Here is a 25,126-nt window from a genome sequence, read left to right on the forward strand (position 1 = left end):
GGGGGCAGCGCCCGCCTTGGGGCATGGCCGCGGAATGGGGTAGCCTGGACCCGTGGAGGGCACCATGGCCGACGCGGCTCACCGATTCCCGGCGCTGACGATCGCCGACTGCGACGCGTTCGTGGCGGCGCAACGCGACGAGCGCGAGTGGGAACTCGTCGCCGGCGAATTCGTGATGATGAGCAACCCGACGGAGGATCACGAGCAGATCGCCGGGAATATCGGGGCCCCTCTCAAGCTCGCCATGGATGCCGCAGGATGCCGCAGCTATCAGGGCGGCATGCGCGTGCAGCGCTCCGACGATGGACGCGGCCGCGACAAGACCAGGCCCGACATCGTCGTCCGATTGGGGCCGCGCCAGAACCAGACCTACGTGACCGATCCCCTCGTCGTGGTGGAGGTGCTGTCGCCCTCGACGATGGACCACGACTGCGGCGGCAAGCTCGCGTTCCACAAGTCGCTGCCCACCCTGCGGCACCTCGCGCTGGTCTACCAGGACCAGATGCGCGTCGAACATTATCAGCGCACCGAGGAGGGTTGGCGCCTGGAGGTGCTGATCACGCCGCAGGACGTGCTGCGCTTCGACGCGGTCGATTTCGAGATCGACCTCGACCGGATCTATTTCGGCGTGCCAGTGTCGCGGCCGCTCGCCCGGAGCGGGCCGGATCTCCGAGCCGCACGCGCCGACGCGCAGACCGCTTCGGCGCCGGACGCAACGCCGGGACGACCCCTCGGTGGAATGGCCGCGGGCGTGTCCGGCGAGGGGTGACCGCGCCGCAGCTCCGGGTCGCCCGCGCCGTGCGGGACGCGGCTGGCGAACCCGACGCCGTTGCCGGGCCGTCCATCCGTCCGGAGAACCGGCGCTCGCGCCTCCCGGACCTTTCTAGACCATGCCGAGGGCCTGCATGTAGAGTTCGAGGATCGCCTCCTCCTCCTGGCGCTCCTCGTGGTCGCGCTTGCGGATCGAGATGATCTTGCGCAGGACCTTGGTGTCGAAGCCGTTCGCCTTGGCCTCGGCGTAGACGTCCTTGATGTCGCCCGCCAGCCCGGCCTTCTCTTCCTCCAGGCGCTCGATGCGCTCGATGATGCTCTTGAGCTGGTCGGCGGCGACCGACGAGTTGTCGACCGCGAGCACGGGGGATGCAGCCATGGCTCGAATTCCTCTGCCGGATCGGCGCTCCGCGAGGCGCGCCCTCGCCAGGGTTGATAGTCTCTCAACCTTACCGAGTTCTTGCCGCGGACTCGCCCGGCCGGGGCCGGGCGAGGCGCCTCAATGCCCCGGGTTGCGCGCCGAGTAGGCGGCCTGCTGCTCGGCGCTCGCCTCCTTCTGGTGCTTGGCCTTCCATTCCTCGTAGGGCATGCCGTAGACCTGCTCCCGGCTCTCGTCCTTGCTGAGGGGCAGGCCGCGGGCATCCGCCTCCTCCTTCATCCAGTTCGACAGGCAGTTGCGGCAGAAGCCGGCGAGGTTCATCAGGTCGATGTTCTGCACGTCGGTGCGCCCCCGCAGGTGCGCCACGAGCCGGCGGAACACCGCGGCTTCGAGTTCGGTGCGGGCGGTCTCGTCGATCTGCGTCATGTCCCGGATCCCTGGCGGCGTGGCCCTCGCGGCGGGATGTAGGCGCGCCGGGCCCGCCGCCCAAGCCCATCCGGCGATCCGCCATCGGCGCAGGGAACGTCCCGCGGCGTCGCGGCGGGCTCCGAGGCGCCGTCGAAGGCCGTGCCGGGATCGCGGGAGGCGTCCGGGGCGCGGGCCGCCGGGCCGTCGCCGCGCCCCGCATCGCCTCACCGGGCGATCAGCGGCGCCAGCAGCCGGGCGAAGCGCCCGGCCCATTCCGCCTGGCCCGCCTCGTCGGCGATCAGGTCCTGGCGGATCTCGATGAGGGCGTTCGGCAGGCCCCGCGCGCCGGCGTGGCGGTCGAGCGTGTCGCCCGGCAGGCCCCCCGCGTAGGGCTCGTTGTCGCCGACCGTCAGCCCGGCCGGGTCCGCCCGCAGGCCGTCGAGGAGCGGCCGCGCGACGCGCCCGTCGCGCCCGTCCCACAGGATTCCGACCTGCCAGGGGCGCGGCACCCCGCGCCAGGCCGGCGTGAAGCTGTGCACCGCGACCAGGGCGGGTGGGCGCCCCGCATCGCGCCCGGCCGCCACCGCCGCCGCGATGGCCCGGTCGTAGGGGTCGTAGAAGCGGGCGATCCGGGCGGCGACGCCCTCCGGCGTGATCCGGGCGTTGCCCGGCACCACGGTGCCGTCGGAGAGGCGCATGACCAGGGTCGGGTCGTCGCGGCCCCGGTTCGGATCGATGATCAGGCGCGAGAAGGTGGTGAGCAGCGCCGGCGCCCCGAGGCGGCGGCTGAGCGCGCGCGTCACCGCGGCGGCGCCGATGTCGTAGCCGATGTGCCGCTCGAAATGCGGGGCGTCGAGCCCGAGGGAGCCGAGATCCTCCGGCACGGCGTTCGAGGCGTGGTCGCAGAGGAGGATGAGCCCGCAGGCGGCATCCCCCGCAAGGCTCTCGACGGGCTGGCTCGGGACGGGATCGGGCATGGCGGCTCGGGGCGGTGGCGGGAAGGCGCGCGCGCTGCCGCGACCGGTACCACCCCTCGGGCCCGACCTCCATCCTCTCGCGTGTCCGCCGGGGGGAATGCGCGCGGAGCGCGGCGGGGTTGAGCCGCGGCCCGTTTCGGGCGATGCCCGGACCGGAACGCGCGGAGGGCGCGCGGGGTTGGCCGCGATCGGGCCGGATCGGCCTCGGGGAGACGGACGATGACGCACAACCGGCGGGACGCTCTCCGGGTCACGGCCGCCGCGGCGCTCGGCGCGGCGTCGGGATCGGCTGCCGCGCAGGATTCCGCCGCGCCGCTGTTTCCCCTGCCGCAGGCGCGCCTGCCGATCGCCGGCATGGCCGAGGTGTTCCCGGTGCGCCGGGTCTACTGCATCGGCCGCAACTACGCCGCCCATGCCCGCGAGATGGGCTCGGATCCGGCCCGCGAGCCGCCCTTCTTCTTCCAGAAGCCGGCCGACGCGGTCCAGATCGTGCCCGCCGGGGCGGTCGTCGATCACCCCTACCCGTCCCTGACCCGGAACTACCACCACGAGATCGAACTCGTCGCCGCGCTGCGATCGGGCGGGCGCAACCTGTCGAAGGAGAGCGCCCTCGACCACGTCTTCGGCTACGCGGTCGGGCTCGACATGACCCGGCGCGACCTCCAGCGCGGCATGGGCGACCAGAAGAAACCGTGGGAGATCGGCAAGAGCTTCGATCGCTCGGCGCCGATCGGGCCGCTCCACCCGGTCGCCGCGGTCGGGCACCTCACGCGCGGCGCGATCCGGCTCACGGTCAACGGACAGGTCAGGCAGGAGGCCGACCTGTCGCAGATGATCTGGTCGGTCGCCGAGCAGATCGCCCACCTGTCGGAGGCGTTCGAGCTCAAGGCCGGGGACCTGATCTATTCCGGCACACCGGAGAATGTCGGGCCGGTGGTGCCGGGCGACCTGCTGGTCGGCCGCGTCGCGGGCCTGCCCGAGCTCTCGATCCGCATCGTCGACGGCGCGCGCTGAGGCGCCGGGAGCGGACGGCGGACCCCCTCCCCCAAAAGAGCCGAGCCCCCTTCGTCGCCCGCGGCCCCGCCGCCAGGGTGACGGGCGCGCCGACATGCCATAGTGCTTCGCGGACCCCGTTCCGGCCGGAGCCCCTCGCCCGATGACCTGCCCCTCCCCCGATCTCGCCGCGGCCGCGCGGACGGCGCCCCCGGGCGCCGGGCCGGGCGCGGCGGAGGGCGCGGCGGAGGGCGCGGGCCTGGCGGTCGCGGCCCTGTTCCTCGGCGCCCTCGCCATGGGCGTGTCGCCGATCCTGGTGCGGCTCGTCAGCCCCGAGGTCGGGCCCTTCGCCAGCGCCTTCTGGCGCGTCGCCCTGGCGCTGCCCGCCCTCTACGGCTGGATGCGCGCCGAGGAGGCGGGCAGCCCGCGCCTGCGCCGCCAGGCCCTCGCCCCGGCCGCCCTCCTGGCCGGCCTCGCCTTCACGGGCGATCTCGTCTTCTGGCACCGGGCGATCCTCGGCACCACGGTGGCGAACGCCACCTTCTTCGCCACCACCGCCCCGGTCTTCGTCCTGCTCTTCGCCTGGCTCGGCCTCGGCCGCCGCCCGGCGCGGGCGACCCTGGCGGGCCTCGCCCTCTGCCTCGCCGGGGGCGCCGCCCTCGTCGGGCAATCGATCCGGATCGATCCCGGGCGACTCGCCGGAGACCGGGACGGCGCGCTGACGGCCGTCTTCTTCGGCCTCTACTTCCTCGCCGTCGAGCGCGCCCGGGCGCGGGGGCTCGGCGCCGCCCGCGTCACCTTCGTGGCCTCCGCGGTCACCGCCGCGCTGCTCCTCGGCGTCGTGCTCCTCGCCGAGACGCGGCCCATCCTGCCCCGCTCGCCGGGCGCCGCCGCCGGCCTCGTCGCCCTGGCGCTGCTCAGCCACGCCGCCGGCCAGGGGCTGCTCTCCGTCGCCCTCGGGCGGCTGTCCTCCGCCTTCTCCTCGCTGGTGATCTTCCTCGAGGCGGTGGCGGCGGCGGCCCTCGGCTGGGTCGTCCTCGGCGAGGCCCTGAGCGGGCCGCAAGTGCTGGGCGGCGGCCTCATCCTCATCGGCATCGCGGTCGCCCGCCCCCGGGACCGCCGACCGCCTCCGCCACGATGACGCAGAACGAGCGAGGATCCGCCCCGTGACCGCCTCCCCCTCCCCCGCCGACGCGCGCCGCGCGCTGCTGCTGCGTCTCCTCGACGACGCCGTCACGGCGGCCCATCCCCGCGGCTGCCTGGTGCCCGAGCTGCCGCCGCCGCCCGCCGGCCGCCTGATCATCCTGGGCGCCGGCAAGGCGGGGGCCAGCATGGCGGCGGTGGCCGAGCGGCATTACCGCGAGGCCCACGGCCTCGGCCCCGACCGGCTCCTCGGCCAGGCCGTGGCGCGCCACGGCTACGGCGAGCCCGCCGGCCTGATCGCGGTGGTGGAGGCCGGCCACCCGGTGCCGGACCAGGCGGGGATCGACGCCACCCGCCGCAGCCTCGCCCTCGCGGCCTCCGCGGGCCCGGACGACCTCGTGCTGGTGCTGCTCTCCGGCGGCGGCTCGGCGAACTGGATCGCGCCCGCGGGCGACCTGACGCTCGCCGAGAAGCAGGGGATCACCAAGGCGCTCCTGCGCTCGGGCGCCGCGATCGACGAGATCAACTGCGTCCGCAAGCACCTCTCGCGCATCAAGGGCGGGCGCCTCGCCCTGGCGGCCCGCAAGGCCGGCAAGCTGCTGACGCTGGCGATCTCCGACGTGCCCCGGGACGACCCCGCGGTGATCGCCTCCGGCCCGACCGTGCCCGATCCCTCGACCCTGGCCGAGGCCCGCGCGATCTGCGAGCGGCGCGGCATCCCGCTGCCGCCTGCCGCGGCGGCGCTCCTCGCCGATCCGGCCAACGAGAGCCCCAAGCCCGGGGACCCGCTCTTCGCCCGCACCGAGTACCGCATCATCGCCCGGCCGATCGACGCCCTGCGGGCCGCCGCGGCCGCCGCGCAGGAGGCGGGCTACGAACCCGTGATGCTGGGCGCCGACCTGGAGGGCGAGGCGCGCGAGGTCGCGGCCGAGCACGCGGCGCTCGCCCGCCGGATGGCCGCGGAGGGGCGCAGGGTCGCGCTGATCTCCGGCGGCGAACTCACCGTGACGATCCGCGGCGAGGGCCAGGGCGGGCCGAACCAGGAATACATGCTGGCCATGGCGGTCGCCCTCGACGGGGCGCCCGGCATCGCCGGCCTCTCGGCCGATACCGACGGCACCGATGGCGGGCGCGGCGAGGCCACCGACCCGGCGGGCGCCATCGTGGACGAGACGACCCTCGCCCGTGCGGCCGCGCTGGGGCTGGACCCGCGGGCCAGTCTGGCCGAGAACGACTCGACCCCGTTCTTCGACCGGCTCGGCGACCTCGTCCGGCCCGGGCCGACGCGCACCAACGTCAATGATTGCCGCATCATCCTGGTGGGATAGGACGACCCGCACGACGGCCCTGGGGGCCGCCGCGCTGCTTCTCGGCGCGGCGCCCGCCCGCGCGGACCTGCGCATGTGCAACATGACCGGCAGCCGCGTCGGCGTCGCCCTCGGCTACCGGGATGCCGGGGGCTGGGTCACGGAGGGCTGGTGGAACCTCTCCGGCAAGGCCTGCGAGACCCTGCTCAAGGGGGCGCTCGCCGCCCGCTACTACTACGTCTTCGCGGTCGATTACGACCGCGGCGGCGAGTGGAGCGGCCGCTCCCTGATGTGCACCCGCGACCGCGAATTCACCATCCGGGGCGTCGAGGATTGCCTCGCCCGCGGCTTCGACCGCAACGGCTTCTTCGAGGTCGACACGGGCGAGCAGAAGAGCTGGACCATCCAGCTCACCGATCCGGGGCGGCCCGGGGCGGGGCCGTGAGCGGCGCCTCCCCATAACGGCCGGGGAGGCGCCCGGCGCGGAACTGGTATACTTGCGCCTCGCCGGGCCGGCCGCGTCGCGCCCGCCGGCGCCCAGGGGACACTCCCCGCCGCCCCGCCCGCACCTTCTCCGGACCTGCCATGAAGCGCGCCCGCCGCACCAAGATCGTCGCCACCCTCGGCCCGGCCTCCGAGGATCCGGAGGTGATCGAGAAGCTGTTCGAGGCCGGGGCCGACGTCTTCCGCCTCAACATGAGCCACCTGCCCCGCGAGCGGCTGGCCGAGCGCGTCGCCGTCATCCGCTCGATCGAGCAGCGCCTGCGCCGCCCCATCGCCATCCTGCTCGACCTGCAGGGGCCCAAGCTCCGGGTCGGCAAGTTCGCGGGCGACGCCGCGATCCTGGAGAAGGGCCAGAGCTTCGTGCTGGACGGCGAGGAGGCGCTGGGCGACGCGACCCGGGTCCACCTGCCGCATCCCGAGATCCTCTCCTCCCTGGAGCCCGGCCACACGGTCCTCATCGACGACGGCAAGCTGCGCCTCCAGGTCGTCGAGGTGGCGCCCCGGCGGGCCGTCACCCGCGTCCTCGTCGGCGGGCGCATCTCGAACCGCAAGGGCGTCTCGCTGCCCGACACCACCATCCCGGTCGCCGCCATGACCGAGAAGGACCACCTCGACCTGGAAGCCGGGCTCGCCGCCAACATCGACTGGATCGCCGTCTCCTTCGTGCAGCGGCCCGAGGACGTGGCCGAGGTGAAGGAGATCGCCGGACACCGCGCCCTGGTGATGGCCAAGATCGAGAAGCCCCAGGCGCTCGCCCATCTCGACGGGATCATGGAGGTCTCGGACGGGCTGATGGTCGCCCGCGGCGACCTCGGCGTCGAGATGCCCCTGGAACAGGTGCCGGGCGTGCAGAAGCGCATCACCCGCGGGGCGCGCCGCCTCGGCAAGCCCGTCGTGGTCGCGACCCAGATGCTCGAATCGATGATCAGCGCCCCGGTCCCGACCCGCGCCGAGGTCTCGGACGTCGCCACCGCGGTCTACGAGGGGGCCGATGCCGTGATGCTCTCCGCCGAGAGCGCCTCGGGCAGTTTCCCGGTCGAGTCCGTCGCCACCATGAACCGCATCGCCGAGCAGGTGGAGCGGGACGCGATCTACTGGTCGATCATCGCCGCGCAGCGCTCCGTGCCGGAGGCCACCGCCTCCGACGCCATCGCGCTCGCCGCCCACCAGATCGTCGACACGCTCGGCCTCGACGCCATCATGGCCTGGACCGCCTCCGGCTCGACGGCTCTGCGCCTCGCCCGCGCCCGCCCCAACGCCTCGGTGATCGCGCTCACCCCCAAGCGCGAGACCGCGCGGCGCCTCGCCATGGCCTGGGGCACCCACCCGATCGTCACCAACGACGCCAGCGACATCGACGACATGTCGTTCCGCGCCTGCAAATTCGCCGTGCGCGAGCGCTTCGCCAAGGTCGGCGACCGGGTCATCGTCGTGGCGGGCCTGCCCTTCGGCACGCCCGGCGCCACCAACCTGATCCGCATCGCGCAGGTGACCCGCGAGCACGCGGCCAAGGCCTGAGCAGGGGCCGCCCCGGGCGGGGGAACCCCGCCCCTCCGGGCGCCCGCCTAATCCGCCGCGACCCGGCCGCGCGCCGCCACCGCCTCGATCTCGGCGACCACCGCGTCGGTCGCCGTGTAGTGGAGCATGTGGCCGATGCCCGGCAGCACCACCAGCCGCGCCCCGGGCACCGCGCGCGCCATCGGCTCGGCATGGACCGGGGTGCGCACGACCGGGTCGGCGTCGCCGGCCACGATCGTGGTCGGCACCGCGATCTCCGGGTAGCGCGGGCTCTGGGCCGCCAGGAAGCCGTACAGGCCGTCGAGATCCTGCAGGTTCGCCAGGAAGGTGGCGGGCCGCAGCACCAGCGGCACGCGCGCCTCGTCGACGTAGCCCGGCGGCAGCGGGTCCGGGCGGAACACCGCCGCGGCGAAGCGGTCGAGATAGCTCAGCCCGAGGGGCGCCGCGACCGTGTGGGTGGCGAGCGCCAGGAGCGCCCGGCCCGGCACCGACCGGTACCAGCCCGCGTAGCCCGGCACCGCGCCGCCCGGCCAGGGATAGAGGGCGGGGGCGAGGAGGACGAGGCCGGAGACCCGCTCCGGATGGTCGAGGGCGAGCGTCGCCGCGAGCGCGCCGGACCAGGAATGGCCGACGATCGTGGCCGGGCCCACCGCCAGCGCCCCGAGCGCCTCGGCGATCAGCCGGGCCTGCACGGCCTGCGAGGCGGCGGCGCTCCCGGCGATGCGGTCGCTCCAGCCGAAGCCCGGCCGGTCGAAGGCGAGCACCCGGAACCCGTCCCCGGCGAGCCGCCGGCCGAAGGCCTGCATCGGGTCCATGCCGTTGGCGGAGGCGCCGTGCAGGAGCACCACGGTGCCGCGGCTCGGGCGCCCCTCCCCCGGGCCGGCCTCCAGCACCGCGAGCGCGCCGCCGGCCAGGGCGACGCGCCGGCCGGCGGGCGGGTAGCGCGCCTCCACCTGCCGGGTGATGAACCAGGTCGCGGCGAAGCCGGCGGCGAGCAGGGCTGCGACGATGGCCAGCAGCGCACCGACCAGCCCGATCAGCACGCGGCGCACCCGCGTCCGGCGCCGCCCGTCATCGCCGGGACGCATGCGGCGCGACCCATCGGCGCCCCGCACGCCCGCGCGACGCCGCACGTCGCGTCGCGACGCGGTCGACCGATGCTCGGATCACAAGTCGCGGCCGTCGATGGCGGGGGCGAGGTGCTCGATCGCCTCGCGCAGCTTGCCCATCCGGGGATAGATCGCCTCGGCCCTCCGGAAGGCCGCGAGCGCCCGCTCCTTGTCGTCGCTCGCCATGTAGAGGTGGGCGAGCGCCGACCACGCCTCGAAGTGCCGCGGCTCCAGCTGCAGCGCCCGGTGCAGGTCGGCGAGCGCGCTCGCCTGATCGTCGAGGAGGTAGAAGGCGGTCGCGCGCCGGCTCCAGCCCTCGGCCCAGCCGGGTTCGAGGGTCACGACGCGGTCGAGGAGTTCGACCGCGAGCGCGGCGTCCTTGTCCTTCAGGGCCTGCCCGGCGCGGCTGGCCAGCAGGTCGACCGTGTCGCTGCCGGAGCGGTCGAGGCGGCGCTCGATGAGCTGCGCGACGCCGCGCGCCTCCGCGTCGTCCTTGGCGGCCTTCAGCCGGGCGAAGAGATCGTCGAGGGTGGCGGGCGGGCGGGGCGCCTCCTTGGCCGGGGCGCCGGGCTCGGGCGGAGCCGCAGCCACTGCGCCGGCCGGCGCGAGCCCGCAGAGGAGGAAGGCCGAGAGGCAAGTCGCGAGAACGGGGCGCTGCATGACGCCATGCTCCGGCGCCGGGGCCGGATGGTCAACGCGATGGCTTGCCGCGGCCTCTCCGAGGCCGTGCGCCTCTCCGAGGCCGTGCGCCTCTCCGAGGCCGTGCGCCTCTCCGAGGCCGGCGCTCTCCAGGCCGTGCGGCCGCTCTCCGGGCCGTGCGGCCCCGCCCGGAGGCGGGGCCGGCAGGACGCTCAGCCCTGGCGGGCCTTGTAGCGCTTCTGGGTCTTGTTGATGACGTAGACGCGGCCCTTGCGGCGCACGAGCTGGTTGTCGCGATGCCGGCCGCGCAGCGACTTCAGCGAATTGCGGATCTTCATCGGTCTGGTCTCACGGTGACGCGCCGGCTCCGGCCGGCCGCGGTATCGAGGGGTGACGGATTCGCGGCGCGGCCCGAGACCAAGCGCCAAGGCCGGGCGACGCGTGGCGCCGTCCGGCGAGGGCTGCCTGTGTACCGGCAGGGGGCGGAAAGTCAATCCGCCCCGGCCGCCGCAGCGGCATTTTCGGCCAGCGTCGCGGCGCGTTCAGGCCGCGCGGGCGGTCTCCAGGAAGCTCGCGATGTCGCTGCGCAGCCGGGAGAGCTGGCGGTCGAGGGTGTCGCGCGCCTGCTCGACCTCCAGGGCCGCCGCCGCGGCGCGGGCCGTGCGGTCGCGCAGCGTGGCGGTGCTGCCGACCGCGACCTGCGCGTGCGAGGCGGTCTGGTGGACGTTCTGGGCGATTTCGGAGGTCACCGCCGTCTGCTCCTCGACCGCGGAGGCGATGGCGGTGGCGATGGTGCTCACCTCGCCGATGATGCGCACGACGTCCTCGATGGTCGACGCGCTGCGCCGCGTCGCCTCCTGGATGGCGCCGATGCGCGTCCCGATATCGGTCGTCGCCTTGGCGGTCTGCCCGGCGAGGCTCTTCACCTCGGCGGCGACGACCGCGAAGCCGCGGCCCGCCTCGCCGGCCCGCGCCGCCTCGATCGTGGCGTTGAGCGCCAGCAGGTTCGTCTGCTCGGCGATCTGGCTGATCAGGTCGATCACCTGCCCGATGGCGTGGGCCTGCTCGGCGAGGCCCGACACGGTCTCCTCGGTGGAGCGGGCGCTGTCGACCGCCCGGCGGGCCACCTCCGCGGAGCGGCCGGCCTGCTCGCCGATCTCCCGGATCGAGGCGGCGAGCTCCTCGGCCGCCGCCGCGCCCGACTGCATGTTCGACGCGGTCTGGCTCGCGGCGCCCGTCATCTCGTCGGCGAGGCTGCTGGCCTCCGCGGCGGTCGTCGTCAGGGTGTCGGCGTTGCGCGCCAGCGCGGCGCCAGCCTCGGCCGAGACGGAGAGGCTCGACGTCACCGCCCCCGAGAAATGCGCGATCGCCCCGGCCAGCGCCTCGCCCTTGCGCTGCCGCTCCTCCAGGAGCACGTCCTGATAGACCGAGATGGCGAAGTCCATGTCGAGCATCACCGCCTTGTTGAGGGCGGCGATCCGCGCCGGCAGGCCGCCGCGCCCCAGGAGCCCGGCCCGCTCGACCAGGACTTGCACCAGGGCGTTCAGCACGAAGGCGTAGCCGCCGATGTACCAGCGCGGCTCCAGGCCGATCTTGTGGTGGACGCGCCCGATCCGCCGGATGCTGTCCACGTAGCCGGCGTCGAAGCGTCCGCTGAACAGCTGCTCCCAATGCGCCGACTGGGCCGCGACGAGGCGCGTCTGCTGCGTCCCGATCATCCCGGCGAGGTGCGGCGTCCGCAGCATCTTGTCGTAGAAACGCGCCATGATCCGCGGCAATTCGGGGGCGATCGCCGGCCACAGTCGCGGCAGCATCGCCGCCGTGGCGGCGTCGATCTCGAGAAACGTCAGGCGACCGTCCAAATCGGCATCGCTCCGCACAGCGAAACCCTCCCCTTTCCGCTCAACTTGAACGAACCTGCCACCGGTTCATTAACGATCCATATCTGCCGCGCCGGTAGGGCCGGGATGGACTGGATGTGTTGGCAGCGCAGCCAGAAGGCGGCAACGGAGAACAGTCTAGTAGATTGTCTTTGTCAGCAAGTGCAAAATCTGACCCTTCGGAATAGAGGTGCGATCTGCTCCATCGGGATGGCGGGCGGGTGCGGGAGGAGCCGGGGGGCCGACGCGCAGGCGTCCTCGCCAGCGCCGCGCGGGCGCCGTCGCCAGCGCCGCGCGGGCGTCCTCGCCAGCGCCGCGCGGGCGCCCTCGCCAGCGCCGCAATCCTGTGCTGAAAGGGCGCTCCCGCACCCTCAGCAGGCTCACCGATCGATGCTCCGCCGCCTCTACGAGTGGATCCTCGCGCTCGCCGCGCGCCCCTCCGCGCCCTACGCGCTCGGGGCGGTCTCCTTCGCGGAGAGTTCCTTCTTCCCGATCCCGCCGGACGTGATGCTGGTGCCGATGGTGGTGAGCCGGCCGGACCGGGCCTGGACCTACGCGCTCGTCGCGACGCTGACCTCGGTGGTGGGGGGGCTCGCGGGCTACGCCATCGGGGCGCTCCTGTACGATTCCCTCGGCCAGTGGCTGTTCAAGCTCTACGGGCTGTCCCAGGGTGCCGAGGCCTTCCGCGAGGCCTATGCCCGGCACGGCCACTGGGTGATCCTGCTCAAGGGCCTCACCCCGATCCCCTACAAGCTCGTCACCATCACGTCGGGCTTCGCGGGCTACGACCTGTTCTGGTTCACGCTCCTGTCCCTGCTGACCCGGGGCGCACGGTTCTTCATCCTGGCCGGGCTGGTGAGCCGCTACGGCGTCGGGATCCGCGCGGTGCTCGACCGGCACCTGAACGCGGTGGCCGCCACGGTCGTGGCGGTCGGCGTGATCGGCTTCGTCGGCTTCCGCTACCTGTTCTGAGGACGAATCCATGTCCGAAGGAGGATCCATGTCCGGGGACGGCGCGGCGGCGCTCGCCGCGAGGCTCACCGCACCGCGGCCGGCGGCGCTCCTCGTCCTGGCCGGGGCGGCGGCAGCGGTCGGGGGCGCGCTGCTCTTCCAGCACGGCTTCGGCTACGTGCCCTGCAAGCTCTGCCTGATCGAGCGCCAGCCCTACTACCTCGCGCTCCCGCTCGCGGCGGCGGCGCTCCTCGTGCCCGCGCGCCTCGCCCGCTGGCTCCTCGGCGGGCTCGCGCTGCTGTTCCTGGTGAGCGCCGGCCTCGGCGCCTACCACGCCGGCGCCGAGTGGGGCTTCTGGCCGGGTCCGAGCGATTGCGGCGGCGGCAGCGGCCCGGGCCCCGCCGACGTCAAGGACTTTCTCAAGAGCCTCGACGGGATCCGGGTGGTCAGCTGCACGGAGGCGGCGTGGCGCTTCCTCGGCCTCTCCTTCGCGGGCTGGAACGCCCTGATCTCGGTCGGCCTCGCGGCGCTCGCCGGGGCGGCGGCCCTGCGGGCCGTGCGGGCGGGGCGCCCCTCAGGGGGCTGAGCAGGGTCGCGGGGGGCCACTCCGCCCGATTCCCGTTCCTGCATCGTCTTCGCCGCCGAACCGGTGACCGCCTCGGCACCGGCCGGTCCCGGCCGGCCGAATGAGGCTCAGTTCCGCTCGTCCGGCAGCGGCGGCAGCGGCTGGACCGCGATGCCCTCCTCCAGGAGGGCGCGGGCCTCGGCGAGGCTCGCCTCGCCGTGGATCGCCCGGTGCTCGACCTCGCCGTAATGCATCCGCCTCGCCTCCTCGGCGAAGCGGGGCCCGACATGGTCGGAGGTGCGGGCGACGTGCTCGTGCAGCGCCCGGATCATGGCGCGCAGCTGCGCCTCGGGCTCGGACGTCAGCCGGACCGGCTCCGGGGCGGCGGGGGCGCGCTCCGCCGGGAGGACCGCCGGGACACCCGCCGCGTCGCGGTTGCCGCGCCGGCCGAGGGCCGGGGCCATCAGCTGCTTGGCCACCCTGGGGCTGCCGCAGACCGGGCAGGTCACGAGGCCGCGGGCGACCTGCTCGTCGTAGGAATCGCCGGAGGGGAACCAGCTCTCGAAGGCGTGGCCGGTCTCGCAGGAGAGGGCGTAACGGATCATGACCACAATATCGGGATGAGGGCCCGCGCGCGCGAGGGGCCGCGCCCGGAAATCGCCGGCCATTCGCGCGAGACTGGGTCGAATTTTCGGCGCGTCAACCGCGGCGCGGCGCCGCGACCTCGACCGTGAAGGGCTTGGCGTGCCGCAGGGCCGGGATGCGGGCGCGGGCCTCCGCCACCAGGGCGAGGTCGATCTCCGCCAGGATCACGCCCGGCTCCGCCCCCTCGGCCTCCGCCAGGATGCGGCCCCAGGGATCGACGATGAGCGAGTGGCCGTAGGTCTCGCGGCCGTCCTCGTGGCGTCCGCCCTGGGCGGCCGAGATCATGAAGGAGCCGGTCTCGATCGCGCGGGCGCGCTGGAGCACGTGCCAATGCGCCTCGCCGGTCTGGCGCGTGAAGGCCGCGGGGGCGGTCAGGATCTCGGCCCCCGCCTCGGCGAGCGCCCGGTAGAGGGCGGGGAAGCGCAGGTCGTAGCAGATCGCGATGCCGAGCCGCGCCCAGGGCAGGTCGGCGACGACGGCGCAGCTCCCCCCCGTGTAGGTCGCCGATTCCCGCCAGCTCTCGCCGTTCGGCAGGTCGACGTCGTAGAGGTGGAGCTTGTCGTAGGCCGCCAGGATTTCGCCCTCGGGCCCGATCAGGAAGGCGCGGTTGGCCACCTTGTCGCCGCTGCGCACGGCGAGCGACCCGACCTGGACCACGATCCCGTGCGCCCACGCCGTCTCGCGCAGCGCCGCCAGGGTGACGTCCTCCTCGGGCGCCGTGATCTTGGCGAAGAGGTTCTCGCGGCCGCGCTCCAGCAGCGAGGTCATCTCGGGCGTCTGGACGAAGTGCGCGCCGCGCGAGGCCGCCTCGCGCAATCCCGCCACGGCCGCGTCGCGGTTCCGCGCCGGGTCGCGGCCCGAGCGCATCTGGACGCAGGCGGCGACGAAGCGGGGAGCGGTCATGGGGGGCTCGCGCGGAGGGGGGATCGGGCCCCCACCCTAGACCCGCGCGCCCGGTCGGCTCAACCGCGCTCAGCCGGCGAGGAGCGGCTCCAGGCGGCCGGCCCGGTCGAGGGCGTAGAGGTCGTCGCAGCCGCCCACATGGGTCGCGCCGACGAAGATCTGCGGCACGCTGGTGCGCCCGCCGGCCCGGTCGATCATCTCGCGCCGCGCCCCGGCCCTCGCCTCCACGTCGATCTCCGTGAAGGCGGCGCCCTTCTCGCGCAGGAGGGACTTCGCCGCCGCGCAGTAGGGGCACCAGCTGGTCGTGTAGATCGTGACGGGCTGCATCCGGCGGCTCTCGGGCTCTTCCTCAGCGGCCGGATATAGAGATTTCCCGCGCCGGCGGAAGCCGCCCGCCTCAGGCGGCCATCAGTTTCTCGACTTCGTTGACGAGTTCGCGCAGGTGGAAGGGCTTCGAGAGCACCTTGGCGTCCTTGGGCGCCTTGGAATCGGGGTTGAGCGCCACCGCGGCGAAGCCGGTGATGAACATCACCTTGATGTCCGGGTCGAGTTCCGTGGCGCGGCGGGCGAGCTCGATGCCGTCCATCTCGGGCATGACAATGTCGGTCAGGAGGAGTTCGAACGGCTCCTCGCGCAGCCGGTTGTAGGCGGACAGGCCATTGTCGAAGGACGCGACGTCGTACCCGGCATTCTGCAGGGCCTTGGCGAGGAAGCGACGCATGTCGTTGTCGTCTTCCGCGAGGAGGATCTTCATCGAGCTTGGTCCCGGCTGCCGATTCGAGGGTTTCTTTCCATAAAGAGGCGCCTTGGTAAACACGGGGTTGATGCGCGGGACCGGCCGTGCCAGGCCGCCCGCGGCGTCCCGGGCGCCGCGACGCGCCCCCCGGGGCGCCACGACCGCGCCCCCCGGGCGCCACTGGAGGGGCGGAGAGGACAGTGGACGCGACGCCGACGGTGCTGGCCGGGATCGTGGCCTTCCATCCCGATCCGGCGCAGCTGCGCCGCCTCGTCGCGGCCGTGGCGCCCGGCCTCGGGGCGCTGGCCGTGGTGGCGAACTCCCCCCTGGCCCCGGAGGAGGAGGCCTCCCTGCGCCGGGAGGCGGGCGGCACGCCCCTCCTGGTCCTGCGGCCGGCGGGCAACGAGGGGGTCGGGGCGGCCTATAACCGGCTCCTCGCCGAGGCCGAGGCGAGGGCCTGCGCCTTCGTCTTCCTGCTCGACCAGGACAGCCTGCCCGCGCCCGGGGCGGTCGCGGCCCTGGCGGCGCGCTGGCGGTGCCTCGCCGAGGCGGGCGAGCGGCCCGCCATCGTGGCGGCCCAGCCGGTCGCGCCGGGAGGGCGCCCCCTCGGGACCGCCGCCGCGCCCGATCCGCGCTTCCCCGACACGCCGCTGCGGCGGGCCGGCTTCGCCTTCTCGTCGGGCTCCCTGGTGGCCTGCGCGGCGGCGCGGGCCGTCGGTCCGTTCCGGGCGGACTTCTTCATCGACGCGATCGACGTCGAGTGGGGCATGCGGGCGCGGGCCGGCGGCTTCTCGGTCTGGGTGGCCTCCGACGTGCCGATGCAGCACGCCCTCGGCCGGGGCGTGATCCGGCTGCCCCTCGGCCTCACCCTCACGGACCAGCCGCCGCTGCGGCTCTACACCTTCCTGCGCAACCAGCTCGCCATGCTGCGCCTGCCGCACGTGCCGCGCGCCCACAAGGCCAGGACCCTGCTGCTGCTGCCTGCCCGGATCGGCATCTACCTCGCGCATCACCGCCTCGCGCCGGAGGTGCGCCGCGCGGTCGCCCGCGGCCTGCTCGACGGGCTGCGGCACCGGCTCGGCTCGCCCGAGCGGGTGTTTCCGCCCCGGGCGCCCTGAGCGCCCCGGACCCGGCGCGCGGCCCGCCGCACCAGTGGACAGGCCGGACCCTGAGCGTCACATTAGCCGGATGAGGTTGTGCCCCCCTTCCCTCCCCGTTGCGCGGGCCCGGGCGGCCGGATGAGCGGCCCGGGTCCCGAGAGCCTCTTCGCGCCGCCCTTCGTCGTCGACGAGCCGGAGCGGCACAGCCTGCCCTACGTGTTCAACACGGGGCATTCGGGAGCGGTCTACCCGCCCTCCTTCCTGGCCGCCTCGCGCCTGGACGCGGTCTCGCTGCGCCGCTCGGAGGACGCCTTCGTCGACCGCCTGTTCGCGCCGGTGGTCGCGCTCGGGGCGCCGCTGATGCGGGCCTGCTTCCCGCGCGCCTACCTGGACGTGAACCGCGAGCCCTACGAGCTCGACCCGCGCATGTTCGACGGGCGCCTGCCGCCCTTCGCGAACGTGCGCTCAATGCGCGTCGCGGGCGGGCTCGGCACGGTGCCGCGGGTCGTGGCGGACGGCCAGGAGATCTACCGCGCCCGCCTGCCGGTCGAGGAGGCGACCGCCCGGATCGAGACCCTCTACAAGCCCTATCACCGCACCCTGCGCGGCCTCCTCGCCCGCACGGCGGCCCGCTTCGGCCACGTCGTGCTGATCGACTGCCACTCGATGCCCTCGACGAGCCTGGGGCGCGAGGAGGGGCCGCGGGTCGACGTGGTGCTGGGCGACCGCTTCGGCACCGCCTGCGCCCACGTCCTGACCGATTGCGTCGAGGCGGCCTTCCGCGCGCAGGGCTTCCGGGTGGTGCGCAACAAGCCCTACGCGGGCGGCTTCATCACCGAGCATTACGGCGAGCCGGCGCTCGGCCGCCACGCCCTCCAGGTCGAGATCAACCGCGCCCTCTACATGGACGAGCGCACGCTGACCCCGCGGCCGGGCTTCGAGGCCCTGGTGGCCAGCCTCGCCGCCGTGTTCGGCGGCGTCGCGGCGCTCCCCCTCGACCTCGCGCCCGCCCGGATCGCCGCCGAGTAGGGCCGGGCGCACCCGGTCGGCGGAGGGCTGCCGGGACGGATCCCGCCGGGCGGGGCCCGGGCGAGGGCGGCCGGTGTGCAGCGCACAATTTTTCCGCTAGGTAGCGCGCAACCGAGGAGGATTCACGCCATGACCGATCTCCGCCTGCGCCGCAGCGTGCTCTACATGCCGGGCTCGAATCCCCGGGCCCTGGAGAAGGCCAGGACCCTGCCGGCGGACGCGCTGATCCTCGACCTGGAGGACGCGGTGGCGCCGGACGCCAAGGACGTCGCCCGCGAGCAGGTCTGCGCCGCCGTGCGCGGCCGGTCCTACGGCGAGCGCGAGCTGATCATCCGGGTGAACGCCCCCCAGACGCCCTGGGGCGAGGCCGACCTGAAGGCCGCGATCGAGGCGGGCCCCGACGCCATCCTGATGCCGAAAGTGTCCTCGCCGGCCGTGCTGGAGAGCATCGCCGACCGGCTCGAAGCCCTCGACGCGCCGGCCCACATCAAGGTCTGGGCGATGATCGAGACGCCCGCCGCCATCCTGAACATCCAGGCGATCGCGGCGGCCCGGCGCAATCCCGGCACGCGGCTCGCCTGCTTCGTGCTCGGCACCAACGACCTCGCCAAGGACACCTGGACCCAGATCGTCCCCGGCCGCGCCCCGATGATGCCCTGGCTGATGATGGCCCTCGCCGCCGCCCGCGCCGAAGGCCTCTCGATCCTGGACGGGGTGTTCAACGACTTCGCGGATGTCGAGGGGCTGCGCGAGGAGTGCCGCCAGGCCCGCATCCTCGGCTTCGACGGCAAGACGCTGATCCACCCGAACCAGGTCGAGCCGGCCAACCTCGCCTTCACGCCGACCGACCCCGAGGTGGAGATCGCCCGCAGCGTGATCGCGGCCTTCGAGCGGCCGGAGAACGCCAAGCGCGGCGCGATCCAGATCAACGGCCGCATGTTCGAGCGCCAGCACATCGGCATGGCCCGCCGCGCCGTCGCCTGGGCCGACGCCATCGCGTCCCGGGGCCGCTGAGGCGCTCCCGAGGCTGCGCAAAGTCCGCCGGGAGCGGCCGCTTGACTCGGTTCTGCTGCGGTGCACAACTCGTCCGGCCGCGTTCGGTCGGTCGGGCTCGGCCCGCAGCAATGGAGGGCGCATCACCATGGATCGTGGGCTGCCCGATTTCCCGAGCATCTTCCGGATCCCGGCGGATCACCGGCTCGAATCTGCCGGGGCGCTGAGCCGCGGCGGCCGCGTCTACGGCCAGTGCTGGTTCCACTGCGAGTACGACCGGGACGACCGGCTCGTGGCGCGCTACGAGACCTACGACGAGGTCGGGGCCGAGGGCGGGCCGCGCTGCGGCTGGCGCCGCTACGACAGCGAGGGCCGGCTGACGCTCTTCCACGAGGTCGCGATGCGCTGGGCCGCCCTCGTCGCCTCCGCCGCGTCGCGCGGCGCGGCCGAGGCCGCCCTCCAGGGTCCCGTGGCGGAACTGGCCGCGCCGGCGTGACCGGCCCGCGGCGCCCCATCGGCGCGCCGCCCCGGCCGGCCGCGGCGCCGGATCAGCGGCTCGGCTTCTTCGCCGGCTCCGCCGCCGGGATGCTCCCCGTCTGCGACACTTTGTCGCGGGCCTGATCCAGGCGCTTGGTGAGGGCCGCGAGGTCCCGCTGCGTCGCCGCGAACTGCGCCTTGGCCTTGTCGCGGGCGGCGGCGACCTGGGCGATCTCCTCGCGGGTGGCGGCGACCTTGCCCTGCACCTCGCGCAGCTCCGCCTCGGCGTCCCGGAACTGCCTCTGCCACGCCTGGAGGGCGTCGCGCTCGCCCTGCACCTCTGCGAGCTGGGCCTCGAGGCCGCGCTGGCGCGACGCGGTGAGCCCGAAGGCCCCCCAGCCGAACAGGGCGAGGCCGCCGAGGGCCACGGCGAGCAGGCCGGCGGGGGACGGGCGGAAGCGCAGGAGGGGCATCGGATCCTCGTCAGGAAGCGGGGCTCGGGCCGGGGCCGGGAGCCCGGAGCGTCCCGATCGGGCGGTCGGGCACGGCGGCAACGATGGCAAAGTTTCCTTAACGCGCCCTTGACGAGGCGTCGGAGCCGCCGAACCCCGCTCACCATGATTCGCTTGCGCCCGGCGCCTCCGCCCTCGCGTCCGGCGGGAGATCGGGATCCATCAATGCTTCATAGCTGATGATTAGTTAATTCAGATCCTGTCCTAGTCGATTGCCGTTGAACTGGATCATTAACGTCTGAGTTATACAATATACTTGTCTGACTTAGGGTAATGCGTGGCGGGTGCGATGAGACGTCGTCCCTGTCGCCGATCGTCCCGCTGACCACCGACTACGCCGCCCTCAACACGGCGATCGACGGCATGACGGCGGGCGGCAACACCAACGTGGGCATCGGGGTGGCCTGGGGCATGGAGGCGCTGACGCCCGCCGGTCCGCTCTCCTCGGCCGTCTCCCTCACGGACAGCCGCGTCCAGAAGGTCCTGATCGTGCTGACGGACGGGCTCAACACCGAGAACCGCTGGGAGAAGAGCGGCCAGTCCTGCACCACGACCTGGTTCTTCTTCTTCCCCGTCACCAGCTGCACCACCACCGCGGCCAACGTCGCCACCATCGATGCGCGCACGCTGGCCGCCTGCAGCGCCGCCAAGGCGGCCGGGATCATCGTCTACACGGTGCGGGTGATCGACGGGAACGCCGACATGCTGAAATCCTGCGCGACGGACGGGCGCTTCTTCTACAACGTCCTGACCGCCGACGACCTCAAGCCGGCCTTCCAGGCGATCGGCAACTCGCTCTCCAAGTTCCGGCTGACGCAGTAATCGGGAGGGCGCGTCGCCGGGGCCTCGGCGGCCGAGGCGAGCTTCGTGGCGGCAGCGCCCGGCGGCCGCGTCGGGCCGGGAGGAAGCGGTCCTCGGGGTCGAGGTTCTTGCACCTCCGGGAGCGGCGGGAGCGAGGGGATGCGCGGCGTGCCGCGCTTCGCCGGCATCGCGCGCGGCGGCATGGCGGCCCGCGCCCGCCCCCGCCCGACCGCGCCGTGGGGCGCGGGCCGGATCACCGCGTCAGGCGGGCGACCCGCAGCGCCTGGTCGAACATCGCGTTGAGCGACGCCGTGATGTCGGCCGGCGTGTTGGTCGTGGCGAAGAAGCCCGGCGAGGCGCAGGCCTTCAGGGGCGTCGCCAGCGTCGGGCTGAAGCCGTTGACGCGGTTGTTCTCCCAGGCGACGCCGCCCCCGTTGTTGACGAAGGTGATGGGGTTGTACGGGATGGAGAGGATGGAGATGGTGGCGCCGGCGCTCTTGAGTCCGGCGCACACGGTCGGGTCGATCTGGGAGGGCTGCGACCCGTCCCACCAAGCATCCGCGTAGCCCCAGAACGACGAGGGATTGCCCGGATAGGCGTATGTCCCGTTCGCCGGCGCGCCGTAGTGCTGGCCGTTCTGCATGCCGTCGGTGATCAGGAACACGAAGGGCTTCGGCGAGGTCGAGGACGAGCCGTCCCCGAAGGCCTTGATGGCCGCCTGCAGCTGCGGCATCACCACCTCGAAATGGGTGCCGCCGCTGCCGGTGCCGGTGGTCGGATCGCCGTAGGCGAACAGCTGCGTCGTGCCCGTATCGAGCAGGTTGGTGAAGGCGAGCGGCCAGGACAGGGCGCACTGGGCGGCGGCGTTGAGGCTGGCGACGCTGCCGGTGATCCCCACGAGCGTCGCCATCTGGTTGATGAACGGGTAGATCCCGACCCGGTACTGGTTCGGCACCGCGGGGGTGGAGGCGCGCTGGATCAGCGAGCAGACGGCCGCGTTGACGGCGTCCGAGCGCAGCTGGATCTTGCCCGCGGCCAAGCCCCATCCGGTGAAGCCCGGGAAGTGGCAGGCGAACTGGCATCCCTGCTGATAGTCCGACCACATGTCCTTGTTGACGCTCGCCAGCTGGGTCATGCCGCCCGGCGTCGCGGGCAGGCCCATCGAGCCCGACACGTCCACGAGCAGGTAGAAGTCGAGGTAGCTCGGCAGATCCGCCGAGGCGGTCACGGAATTGCCGAGCAGCGTGGTCGGGGTGCCGAGCAGCTTGCCGAAGCTGTTCTGGATGGTCGCGCCGTAGCTGAGTGTCGCGGTCAGGGTCTGGCCGGAGCGGACGAGCTGCGGGGGCTGGAGCGTGACCTGCGCGAACGGCACGCTGCCGGCATTCACCGCGAAGACGTTGGCGGCCTGGGCGAGGCCGGCCGCGATCGCGTTGGCGGTCAGGTTCGCCTGCCCCTGATTGGCGGCGATGTAGCTCTTGGCGGTGACCACGGCCGCGAGGGCGGCCGTGTCGGCCGCGTGGTCGAGGGTGGTCTTGTCCGCCGCCGCCAGCCCGTAATCGACGGCGAGGCCGACGAGGCCCAGCACGGGAATCAGGCTCAGCGCGAACAGGATGTTGACGCTGCCGTCCGGCCGCCGGGCGCGGGCGGCCCAGCGCCCGAGGCGGCGCAGCGCGCTCAGTAGCCGGGACATGTCTCGGCGATCCCGTCGGTGTTGGTGGGGTCGTAGCTCACCAGCGCGGCGTAGCGGGGCTGGACGTAGACCGAGTGGGCGATCCGCGCGGACGGACGTAGGTCGCCCCGAAGGTCGGCCGGAACGTGAACACCACGTCGACGACGACCAGCGAGGCCGGGCCGAAGACGGAGCGCGGCAGGGTCGTCGGGCTCGGCGGCGCCGCGTTGCCGGCGGGCTGCTGCGCCACCAGGCAGGGCCGGTAGGTCGATCCCCCCGTCCCGCTGCTCGTCCAGACCACGTTGGCCACGTAGCAGGCGCTCTGGTCGGTGGGGTCGCTGCAGCCCGACGCCACTTTGGTGAAGGCGATGCCGGCGGCGTTGATCGCGATGTTGCTCTGCCAGGGAATGCCCTGCCGCGCGGCGTCCGCCAGGACGTAGGGGAACAGGACGATGGCCGCGTCGAAGCCGAAGCGGATGTCCGCCGCGTTCACGGTCGCCGTGGCGGCGCCGGCGGGCGGCACCGCCTGCGAGATCATCTGGCTGATCGTGCGCGCGAGGCGCTCGACGCTCCGCTTGGCGTTGACGTAGAGCGCGACCTGCAGCCCGACCGCCATGACGACGAGCAGGACGGGCAGCGCCGCGGCGAACTCGATCGCCGCGACGCCGGCCGCGTCGCCCCAGAGGCGGGCGCCGGGGCGCCCCGCGCCTGCGCGACCCCGCCGCATCGTACTGCTCGTTGCGGAACGCGGCCGTCGCCACGGCCGCGGAGGCGGGGGCCCCGTTGTAGGAGACGCCCCCGCTCAGCAGCGCGGCGAACACGGACGGCATCGGGGTGAACGGGTAGATCACCTGAAGGTACTGATAATCGCCCCTGCCGCCGAGGTTGTACTGGCCGGACCCCGGGGCCAGCGCCGGCAGCGCCAGTCCGCTCTGGCTCGCATTCCGGATCCCGGATCACAGCATCCCGAGCAGCCGCGGCAGCCCCAGCGACAGGGCCGGCACGTAGGTGACGATGACGAGGAAGACCAGCATCGTCAGCAGCCAGGGCCAGACCGCGACGGTGAGTTCGGTGATGCCCATCTTGGTGATGCCCGAGGCCACGTAGAGGTTCAGCCCCACCGGCGGGTGGCACATGCCGACCTCCATGTTGACCACGATCAGGATGCCGAAATGGACCGGGTCGATGCCGAGCTTGGCGGCGATGGGGAACAGGATCGGCGCCATGATCAGCACGATGGAGGAGGGCTCCATCACGTTCCCGGCGACGAGCAGCAGCACGTTCACGATGAGCAGGAACACCACCCAGCCGAGGCCGGCCTGGGTGATCCAGCCGGCCATGGCCTGCGGGATCTGCTCGCTCGTCATCAGGAACGAGAACAGCACCGCATTGGTGATGATGTAGAGCAGCATCGCGCTCATGTTGGCGGAATCGAGCAGCACCCGCGGCACGTCGCGCCAGGTCAGGTCGCGGTAGACGAAGACCGCGATCACGAAGGCGTAGACGGCGCTGACCGCCGCCGCCTCGGTGGGCGTGAAGGCGCCCGTGTAGATGCCGCCGAGCACCAGCACGATGAGCAGCAGCCCCCAGAGGGACTTGCGGAAGGCCACGAAGCGCTCGCGCCAGGAGGCGCGGGGCAGGCGCGGGTAGTCGTTCCGGCGGGCGCGGTACCACGTGGTGAGGCCGAGCAGGCCCGCCAGCATCAGCCCCGGCACCACGCCGGCCACGAACAGCGTCGAGATCGAGGCCGAGGAGACCCGGTTGCCGTCCGGCCCGAACACCACGGCGCCGCTCGTCGCCACCGAGTACATCACCATGACGATCGAGGGCGGGATCAGGATGCCGAGCGCCCCCGAGGTGGTGATCACGCCCGCGCCGAACTTCTTGGGGAATCCCTGCGCCACCATGGCGGGCAGGATGATCGAGCCGATCGCCACCACGGTCGCGGGGCTCGATCCCGAGATCGCCGCGAAGAGCGCGCAGGCCATCACGCCCGCGAGGCCGAGCCCCCCGTACCAGTGGCCGACCATCGCGGTGGCGAAGTTGATCATCCGCCGGGCGACGCCGCCATGGGTGAGGAAGTTGCCCGACAGGATGAAGAACGGGATCGCCATGATCTCGAAGTTCTCGATCCCGGTGAACAGCTTGAGCGCCACCGCCTCGATCGGCACGCTCGTCATCACGAACAGGAAGGTGAGCACCGAGAGGCCGAGCGCGATCGAGATCGGCATGCCGGTGAGCATCAGGGCGACGAGGAGCCCGAAGATGATGGCGGCGTTCATCGCGCGCGCTCCTCGGCGGCGAGGTCGCGGGCGGCCTGCGGGCTCTCGACCACGCCCTCGACGTGCCCCGGATCGTGGTGGGGCAATTCGCCCGTGCGCCCGAAGTGCCACGCCACCTGCAGGAAGCGGAAGCACATCAGGTAGGAGCCGAGCGGGATGGCGAGGTAGACGATCCAGCTCGGGATCTCGAGATCGGGCGAGGTCTGGTCGGTGTCGACGAGGCCGAGCACGAATTTCAGGCCCATCGTGCCGATGGTCGCGGTGAACAGCGCCCCGCAGAGCAGCCCGAACAGGATCACCCGGTGGCGCAGGCCCGGGGCGAGCCGGTTGACCAGGACGTCGACCCCGACGTGGATCCCGGTGCGCACGCCGTAGGCGGCGCCGAACTTCGCCATCCACACGAACATGTAGATGCAGAGTTCCTGCGCCCAGGAGAGGTGGATCGCCGAGGTGAGCGGGAACAGGGCCGGGATTCCGGAGGCGTAGCGGTGGACGACGGCGACGAAGATGAGCAGCGTCGCGGCGGCCATCAGGCTCGCGATCAGGATCTCTTCCAGGCGGTCGAGGACGCGCAGCAGGATCATGCGGGGGTACCGGGGCGGGGCGTCCGGCGCGGGACCTCCCCGGAGGAGAGGCCCCGCGCCGCGCGGGAGGGAGCGCGGAGGGCGGCGAGAGCAGGCTTCGCTCGGAGCGAGACCGGAAGCCCGCTCCAGGTCTTGGCGTGTGCCGCATTTCCTAGGCTGAACCGGCATCCACGTCAGCGGGAAATGCTCTGGAGCAGCGCCCGATCACGGTGCCATCGGACGCGGCTCTCGGTCTTTGATTTCGGCGCACC

At 73.3% G+C, this 25,126-nt stretch carries 29 protein-coding genes; 13 read left to right on the forward strand and 16 right to left on the reverse strand.

Annotated features, from left to right (window positions below):
• Nucleotides 1-64: 64 nt before the first annotated feature.
• Nucleotides 65-769 (forward strand): Uma2 family endonuclease, encoded by a 705-nt coding sequence (locus MET2598_RS0112835; RefSeq protein ID WP_018261100.1) that lies wholly within the window; start codon nt 65-67, stop codon nt 767-769.
• Nucleotides 770-883: 114 nt separating this feature from the next.
• Here the strand turns inward: MET2598_RS0112835 and MET2598_RS0112840 are convergent, their stop codons facing one another.
• The 3 genes from MET2598_RS0112840 to MET2598_RS0112850 all read right to left on the reverse strand — a co-directional run bounded on the left by MET2598_RS0112840 (nt 884) and on the right by MET2598_RS0112850 (nt 2,535).
• On the reverse strand, nt 884-1,150 hold the full coding sequence (locus tag MET2598_RS0112840) for a DUF2312 domain-containing protein (RefSeq protein WP_012334911.1): 267 nt from the start codon (nt 1,148-1,150) through the stop codon (nt 884-886).
• Nucleotides 1,151-1,270: 120 nt separating this feature from the next.
• Nucleotides 1,271-1,576 carry a DUF1244 domain-containing protein gene (locus tag MET2598_RS0112845; protein ID WP_018261102.1) on the reverse strand — a complete coding sequence of 102 codons (306 nt, stop codon included), beginning with the start codon at nt 1,574-1,576 and terminating at the stop codon, nt 1,271-1,273.
• Between the two features lie 206 nt (nt 1,577-1,782).
• Nucleotides 1,783-2,535: an N-formylglutamate amidohydrolase gene (locus MET2598_RS0112850; protein ID WP_012334913.1), complete on the reverse strand. Its 753-nt coding sequence runs from the start codon at nt 2,533-2,535 to the stop codon at nt 1,783-1,785.
• Nucleotides 2,536-2,754: 219 nt separating this feature from the next.
• Between MET2598_RS0112850 and MET2598_RS0112855 the strand changes: the two genes are divergently transcribed.
• The 5 genes from MET2598_RS0112855 (at nt 2,755) to pyk (ending at nt 8,000) form a co-directional block, all read left to right on the forward strand.
• Nucleotides 2,755-3,549, forward strand: a complete 795-nt coding sequence (locus MET2598_RS0112855; protein ID WP_012334914.1) for a fumarylacetoacetate hydrolase family protein — start codon at nt 2,755-2,757, stop codon at nt 3,547-3,549.
• Between the two features lie 142 nt (nt 3,550-3,691).
• The gene (locus tag MET2598_RS0112860; protein ID WP_018261103.1) at nt 3,692-4,669 is read left to right on the forward strand and encodes a DMT family transporter; all 978 of its coding nucleotides are present in this window, start codon (nt 3,692-3,694) and stop codon (nt 4,667-4,669) included.
• A 25-nt stretch (nt 4,670-4,694) separates the two neighbouring features.
• Nucleotides 4,695-5,999 carry a glycerate kinase type-2 family protein gene (locus MET2598_RS0112865; protein WP_018261104.1) on the forward strand — a complete coding sequence of 435 codons (1,305 nt, stop codon included), beginning with the start codon at nt 4,695-4,697 and terminating at the stop codon, nt 5,997-5,999.
• Entirely contained in the window at nt 5,971-6,423 is a 453-nt protein-coding gene (locus MET2598_RS0112870) for a DUF1036 domain-containing protein (protein ID WP_083784733.1), read from the forward strand. The genes MET2598_RS0112865 and MET2598_RS0112870 overlap by 29 nt, the downstream gene beginning before the upstream one ends.
• Before the next feature lie 140 nt (nt 6,424-6,563).
• Nucleotides 6,564-8,000, forward strand: a complete 1,437-nt coding sequence (pyk, locus tag MET2598_RS0112875) for a pyruvate kinase (protein ID WP_012334918.1) — start codon at nt 6,564-6,566, stop codon at nt 7,998-8,000.
• 47 nt (nt 8,001-8,047) lie between these two features.
• Here the strand turns inward: pyk and MET2598_RS0112880 are convergent, their stop codons facing one another.
• From MET2598_RS0112880 to MET2598_RS0112900, 4 genes are all read right to left on the reverse strand, one after another.
• Nucleotides 8,048-9,088, reverse strand: coding sequence for an alpha/beta fold hydrolase (locus tag MET2598_RS0112880; RefSeq protein ID WP_018261105.1), 1,041 nt, complete (start codon nt 9,086-9,088; stop codon nt 8,048-8,050).
• A 78-nt stretch (nt 9,089-9,166) separates the two neighbouring features.
• Nucleotides 9,167-9,769, reverse strand: a complete 603-nt coding sequence (locus MET2598_RS0112885) for a tetratricopeptide repeat protein (RefSeq protein WP_012334920.1) — start codon at nt 9,767-9,769, stop codon at nt 9,167-9,169.
• A 191-nt stretch (nt 9,770-9,960) separates the two neighbouring features.
• Nucleotides 9,961-10,086, reverse strand: coding sequence for a type B 50S ribosomal protein L36 (gene ykgO / locus MET2598_RS0112895; protein ID WP_012334921.1), 126 nt, complete (start codon nt 10,084-10,086; stop codon nt 9,961-9,963).
• Between the two features lie 204 nt (nt 10,087-10,290).
• On the reverse strand, nt 10,291-11,610 hold the full coding sequence (locus MET2598_RS0112900; protein ID WP_018261107.1) for a globin-coupled sensor protein: 1,320 nt from the start codon (nt 11,608-11,610) through the stop codon (nt 10,291-10,293).
• Nucleotides 11,611-12,018: 408 nt separating this feature from the next.
• On the opposite strand from MET2598_RS0112900, the gene MET2598_RS0112905 reads away from it, so the two are divergent.
• Together MET2598_RS0112905 and MET2598_RS0112910 are read left to right on the forward strand one after the other, a co-directional pair.
• Nucleotides 12,019-12,600: a YqaA family protein gene (locus MET2598_RS0112905; protein WP_012334923.1), complete on the forward strand. Its 582-nt coding sequence runs from the start codon at nt 12,019-12,021 to the stop codon at nt 12,598-12,600.
• A gap of 28 nt (nt 12,601-12,628) precedes the next feature.
• Entirely contained in the window at nt 12,629-13,165 is a 537-nt protein-coding gene (locus MET2598_RS0112910; RefSeq protein ID WP_012334924.1) for a disulfide bond formation protein B, read from the forward strand.
• A 107-nt stretch (nt 13,166-13,272) separates the two neighbouring features.
• Here the strand turns inward: MET2598_RS0112910 and MET2598_RS0112915 are convergent, their stop codons facing one another.
• The 4 genes from MET2598_RS0112915 to cpdR form a co-directional block, all read right to left on the reverse strand.
• Nucleotides 13,273-13,749 carry a DUF1178 family protein gene (locus tag MET2598_RS0112915; protein ID WP_012334925.1) on the reverse strand — a complete coding sequence of 159 codons (477 nt, stop codon included), beginning with the start codon at nt 13,747-13,749 and terminating at the stop codon, nt 13,273-13,275.
• A 94-nt stretch (nt 13,750-13,843) separates the two neighbouring features.
• Nucleotides 13,844-14,692 carry a carbon-nitrogen hydrolase family protein gene (locus MET2598_RS0112920; protein ID WP_018261109.1) on the reverse strand — a complete coding sequence of 283 codons (849 nt, stop codon included), beginning with the start codon at nt 14,690-14,692 and terminating at the stop codon, nt 13,844-13,846.
• A 69-nt stretch (nt 14,693-14,761) separates the two neighbouring features.
• Nucleotides 14,762-15,019, reverse strand: a complete 258-nt coding sequence (gene grxC, locus MET2598_RS0112925; RefSeq protein WP_012334927.1) for a glutaredoxin 3 — start codon at nt 15,017-15,019, stop codon at nt 14,762-14,764.
• A 70-nt stretch (nt 15,020-15,089) separates the two neighbouring features.
• Nucleotides 15,090-15,446: a cell cycle two-component system response regulator CpdR gene (cpdR, locus tag MET2598_RS0112930; protein WP_012334928.1), complete on the reverse strand. Its 357-nt coding sequence runs from the start codon at nt 15,444-15,446 to the stop codon at nt 15,090-15,092.
• 182 nt (nt 15,447-15,628) lie between these two features.
• Between cpdR and MET2598_RS0112935 the strand changes: the two genes are divergently transcribed.
• The 4 genes from MET2598_RS0112935 (at nt 15,629) to MET2598_RS0112950 (ending at nt 19,046) form a co-directional block, all read left to right on the forward strand.
• Nucleotides 15,629-16,546, forward strand: a complete 918-nt coding sequence (locus MET2598_RS0112935) for a rhamnosyltransferase (protein WP_018261110.1) — start codon at nt 15,629-15,631, stop codon at nt 16,544-16,546.
• Between the two features lie 120 nt (nt 16,547-16,666).
• The gene (locus tag MET2598_RS0112940; RefSeq protein WP_018261111.1) at nt 16,667-17,557 is read left to right on the forward strand and encodes an N-formylglutamate amidohydrolase; all 891 of its coding nucleotides are present in this window, start codon (nt 16,667-16,669) and stop codon (nt 17,555-17,557) included.
• 129 nt (nt 17,558-17,686) lie between these two features.
• Nucleotides 17,687-18,571 carry an HpcH/HpaI aldolase/citrate lyase family protein gene (locus tag MET2598_RS0112945; RefSeq protein WP_012334931.1) on the forward strand — a complete coding sequence of 295 codons (885 nt, stop codon included), beginning with the start codon at nt 17,687-17,689 and terminating at the stop codon, nt 18,569-18,571.
• Nucleotides 18,572-18,698: 127 nt separating this feature from the next.
• On the forward strand, nt 18,699-19,046 hold the full coding sequence (locus tag MET2598_RS0112950) for a hypothetical protein (protein WP_012334932.1): 348 nt from the start codon (nt 18,699-18,701) through the stop codon (nt 19,044-19,046).
• A gap of 52 nt (nt 19,047-19,098) precedes the next feature.
• Here MET2598_RS0112950 and MET2598_RS0112955 read toward each other — a convergent pair whose 3' ends face one another.
• The gene (locus MET2598_RS0112955; RefSeq protein WP_018261112.1) at nt 19,099-19,500 is read right to left on the reverse strand and encodes a hypothetical protein; all 402 of its coding nucleotides are present in this window, start codon (nt 19,498-19,500) and stop codon (nt 19,099-19,101) included.
• Between the two features lie 312 nt (nt 19,501-19,812).
• Here MET2598_RS0112955 and MET2598_RS0112960 point away from each other — a divergent pair, with 312 nt between their 5' ends.
• A complete protein-coding gene (locus MET2598_RS0112960) occupies nt 19,813-20,361 on the forward strand; it encodes a VWA domain-containing protein (RefSeq protein WP_018261113.1) in 549 nt (182 codons plus the stop codon).
• A gap of 232 nt (nt 20,362-20,593) precedes the next feature.
• On the opposite strand, the gene MET2598_RS0112965 is transcribed toward MET2598_RS0112960, so the two are convergent.
• From MET2598_RS0112965 to MET2598_RS0112980, 4 genes are all read right to left on the reverse strand, one after another.
• Nucleotides 20,594-22,030 carry a pilus assembly protein TadG-related protein gene (locus tag MET2598_RS0112965; protein ID WP_018261114.1) on the reverse strand — a complete coding sequence of 479 codons (1,437 nt, stop codon included), beginning with the start codon at nt 22,028-22,030 and terminating at the stop codon, nt 20,594-20,596.
• A gap of 37 nt (nt 22,031-22,067) precedes the next feature.
• Nucleotides 22,068-22,736, reverse strand: a complete 669-nt coding sequence (locus tag MET2598_RS36405; protein ID WP_236728714.1) for a TadE/TadG family type IV pilus assembly protein — start codon at nt 22,734-22,736, stop codon at nt 22,068-22,070.
• A 229-nt stretch (nt 22,737-22,965) separates the two neighbouring features.
• Complete coding sequence (locus tag MET2598_RS0112975; protein WP_012334936.1) at nt 22,966-24,291, reverse strand: TRAP transporter large permease; 1,326 nt, start codon at nt 24,289-24,291, stop codon at nt 22,966-22,968.
• Entirely contained in the window at nt 24,288-24,875 is a 588-nt protein-coding gene (locus MET2598_RS0112980; RefSeq protein ID WP_012334937.1) for a TRAP transporter small permease, read from the reverse strand. Before MET2598_RS0112980 ends, MET2598_RS0112975 begins: the two co-directional genes overlap by 4 nt.
• Nucleotides 24,876-25,126: the final 251 nt, after the last annotated feature.

Source organism: Methylobacterium sp. WSM2598, from assembly GCF_000379105.1.
GTDB lineage: Bacteria > Pseudomonadota > Alphaproteobacteria > Rhizobiales > Beijerinckiaceae > Methylobacterium.

Coding starts and splice junctions, on each gene's coding strand:
- MET2598_RS0112905 (WP_012334923.1), top strand. CDS start 12,019: ATGCTCCGCCGCCTCTACGAGTGGATCCTCGCGCTCGCCGCGCGCCCC.
- MET2598_RS0112850 (WP_012334913.1), bottom strand. CDS start 2,535: ATGCCCGATCCCGTCCCGAGCCAGCCCGTCGAGAGCCTTGCGGGGGAT.
- MET2598_RS0112885 (WP_012334920.1), bottom strand. CDS start 9,769: ATGCAGCGCCCCGTTCTCGCGACTTGCCTCTCGGCCTTCCTCCTCTGC.
- MET2598_RS0112860 (WP_018261103.1), top strand. CDS start 3,692: ATGACCTGCCCCTCCCCCGATCTCGCCGCGGCCGCGCGGACGGCGCCC.
- cpdR (WP_012334928.1), bottom strand. CDS start 15,446: ATGAAGATCCTCCTCGCGGAAGACGACAACGACATGCGTCGCTTCCTC.
- MET2598_RS0112835 (WP_018261100.1), top strand. CDS start 65: ATGGCCGACGCGGCTCACCGATTCCCGGCGCTGACGATCGCCGACTGC.
- grxC (WP_012334927.1), bottom strand. CDS start 15,019: ATGCAGCCCGTCACGATCTACACGACCAGCTGGTGCCCCTACTGCGCG.
- MET2598_RS36405 (WP_236728714.1), bottom strand. CDS start 22,736: ATGCGGCGGGGTCGCGCAGGCGCGGGGCGCCCCGGCGCCCGCCTCTGG.
- pyk (WP_012334918.1), top strand. CDS start 6,564: ATGAAGCGCGCCCGCCGCACCAAGATCGTCGCCACCCTCGGCCCGGCC.
- MET2598_RS0112845 (WP_018261102.1), bottom strand. CDS start 1,576: ATGACGCAGATCGACGAGACCGCCCGCACCGAACTCGAAGCCGCGGTG.
- ykgO (WP_012334921.1), bottom strand. CDS start 10,086: ATGAAGATCCGCAATTCGCTGAAGTCGCTGCGCGGCCGGCATCGCGAC.
- MET2598_RS0112915 (WP_012334925.1), bottom strand. CDS start 13,749: ATGATCCGTTACGCCCTCTCCTGCGAGACCGGCCACGCCTTCGAGAGC.
- MET2598_RS0112910 (WP_012334924.1), top strand. CDS start 12,629: ATGTCCGGGGACGGCGCGGCGGCGCTCGCCGCGAGGCTCACCGCACCG.
- MET2598_RS0112955 (WP_018261112.1), bottom strand. CDS start 19,500: ATGCCCCTCCTGCGCTTCCGCCCGTCCCCCGCCGGCCTGCTCGCCGTG.
- MET2598_RS0112980 (WP_012334937.1), bottom strand. CDS start 24,875: ATGATCCTGCTGCGCGTCCTCGACCGCCTGGAAGAGATCCTGATCGCG.
- MET2598_RS0112960 (WP_018261113.1), top strand. CDS start 19,813: ATGCGTGGCGGGTGCGATGAGACGTCGTCCCTGTCGCCGATCGTCCCG.
- MET2598_RS0112965 (WP_018261114.1), bottom strand. CDS start 22,030: ATGTCCCGGCTACTGAGCGCGCTGCGCCGCCTCGGGCGCTGGGCCGCC.
- MET2598_RS0112880 (WP_018261105.1), bottom strand. CDS start 9,088: ATGCGTCCCGGCGATGACGGGCGGCGCCGGACGCGGGTGCGCCGCGTG.
- MET2598_RS0112920 (WP_018261109.1), bottom strand. CDS start 14,692: ATGACCGCTCCCCGCTTCGTCGCCGCCTGCGTCCAGATGCGCTCGGGC.
- MET2598_RS0112940 (WP_018261111.1), top strand. CDS start 16,667: ATGAGCGGCCCGGGTCCCGAGAGCCTCTTCGCGCCGCCCTTCGTCGTC.
- MET2598_RS0112870 (WP_083784733.1), top strand. CDS start 5,971: ATGATTGCCGCATCATCCTGGTGGGATAGGACGACCCGCACGACGGCC.
- MET2598_RS0112975 (WP_012334936.1), bottom strand. CDS start 24,291: ATGAACGCCGCCATCATCTTCGGGCTCCTCGTCGCCCTGATGCTCACC.
- MET2598_RS0112840 (WP_012334911.1), bottom strand. CDS start 1,150: ATGGCTGCATCCCCCGTGCTCGCGGTCGACAACTCGTCGGTCGCCGCC.
- MET2598_RS0112855 (WP_012334914.1), top strand. CDS start 2,755: ATGACGCACAACCGGCGGGACGCTCTCCGGGTCACGGCCGCCGCGGCG.
- MET2598_RS0112945 (WP_012334931.1), top strand. CDS start 17,687: ATGACCGATCTCCGCCTGCGCCGCAGCGTGCTCTACATGCCGGGCTCG.
- MET2598_RS0112950 (WP_012334932.1), top strand. CDS start 18,699: ATGGATCGTGGGCTGCCCGATTTCCCGAGCATCTTCCGGATCCCGGCG.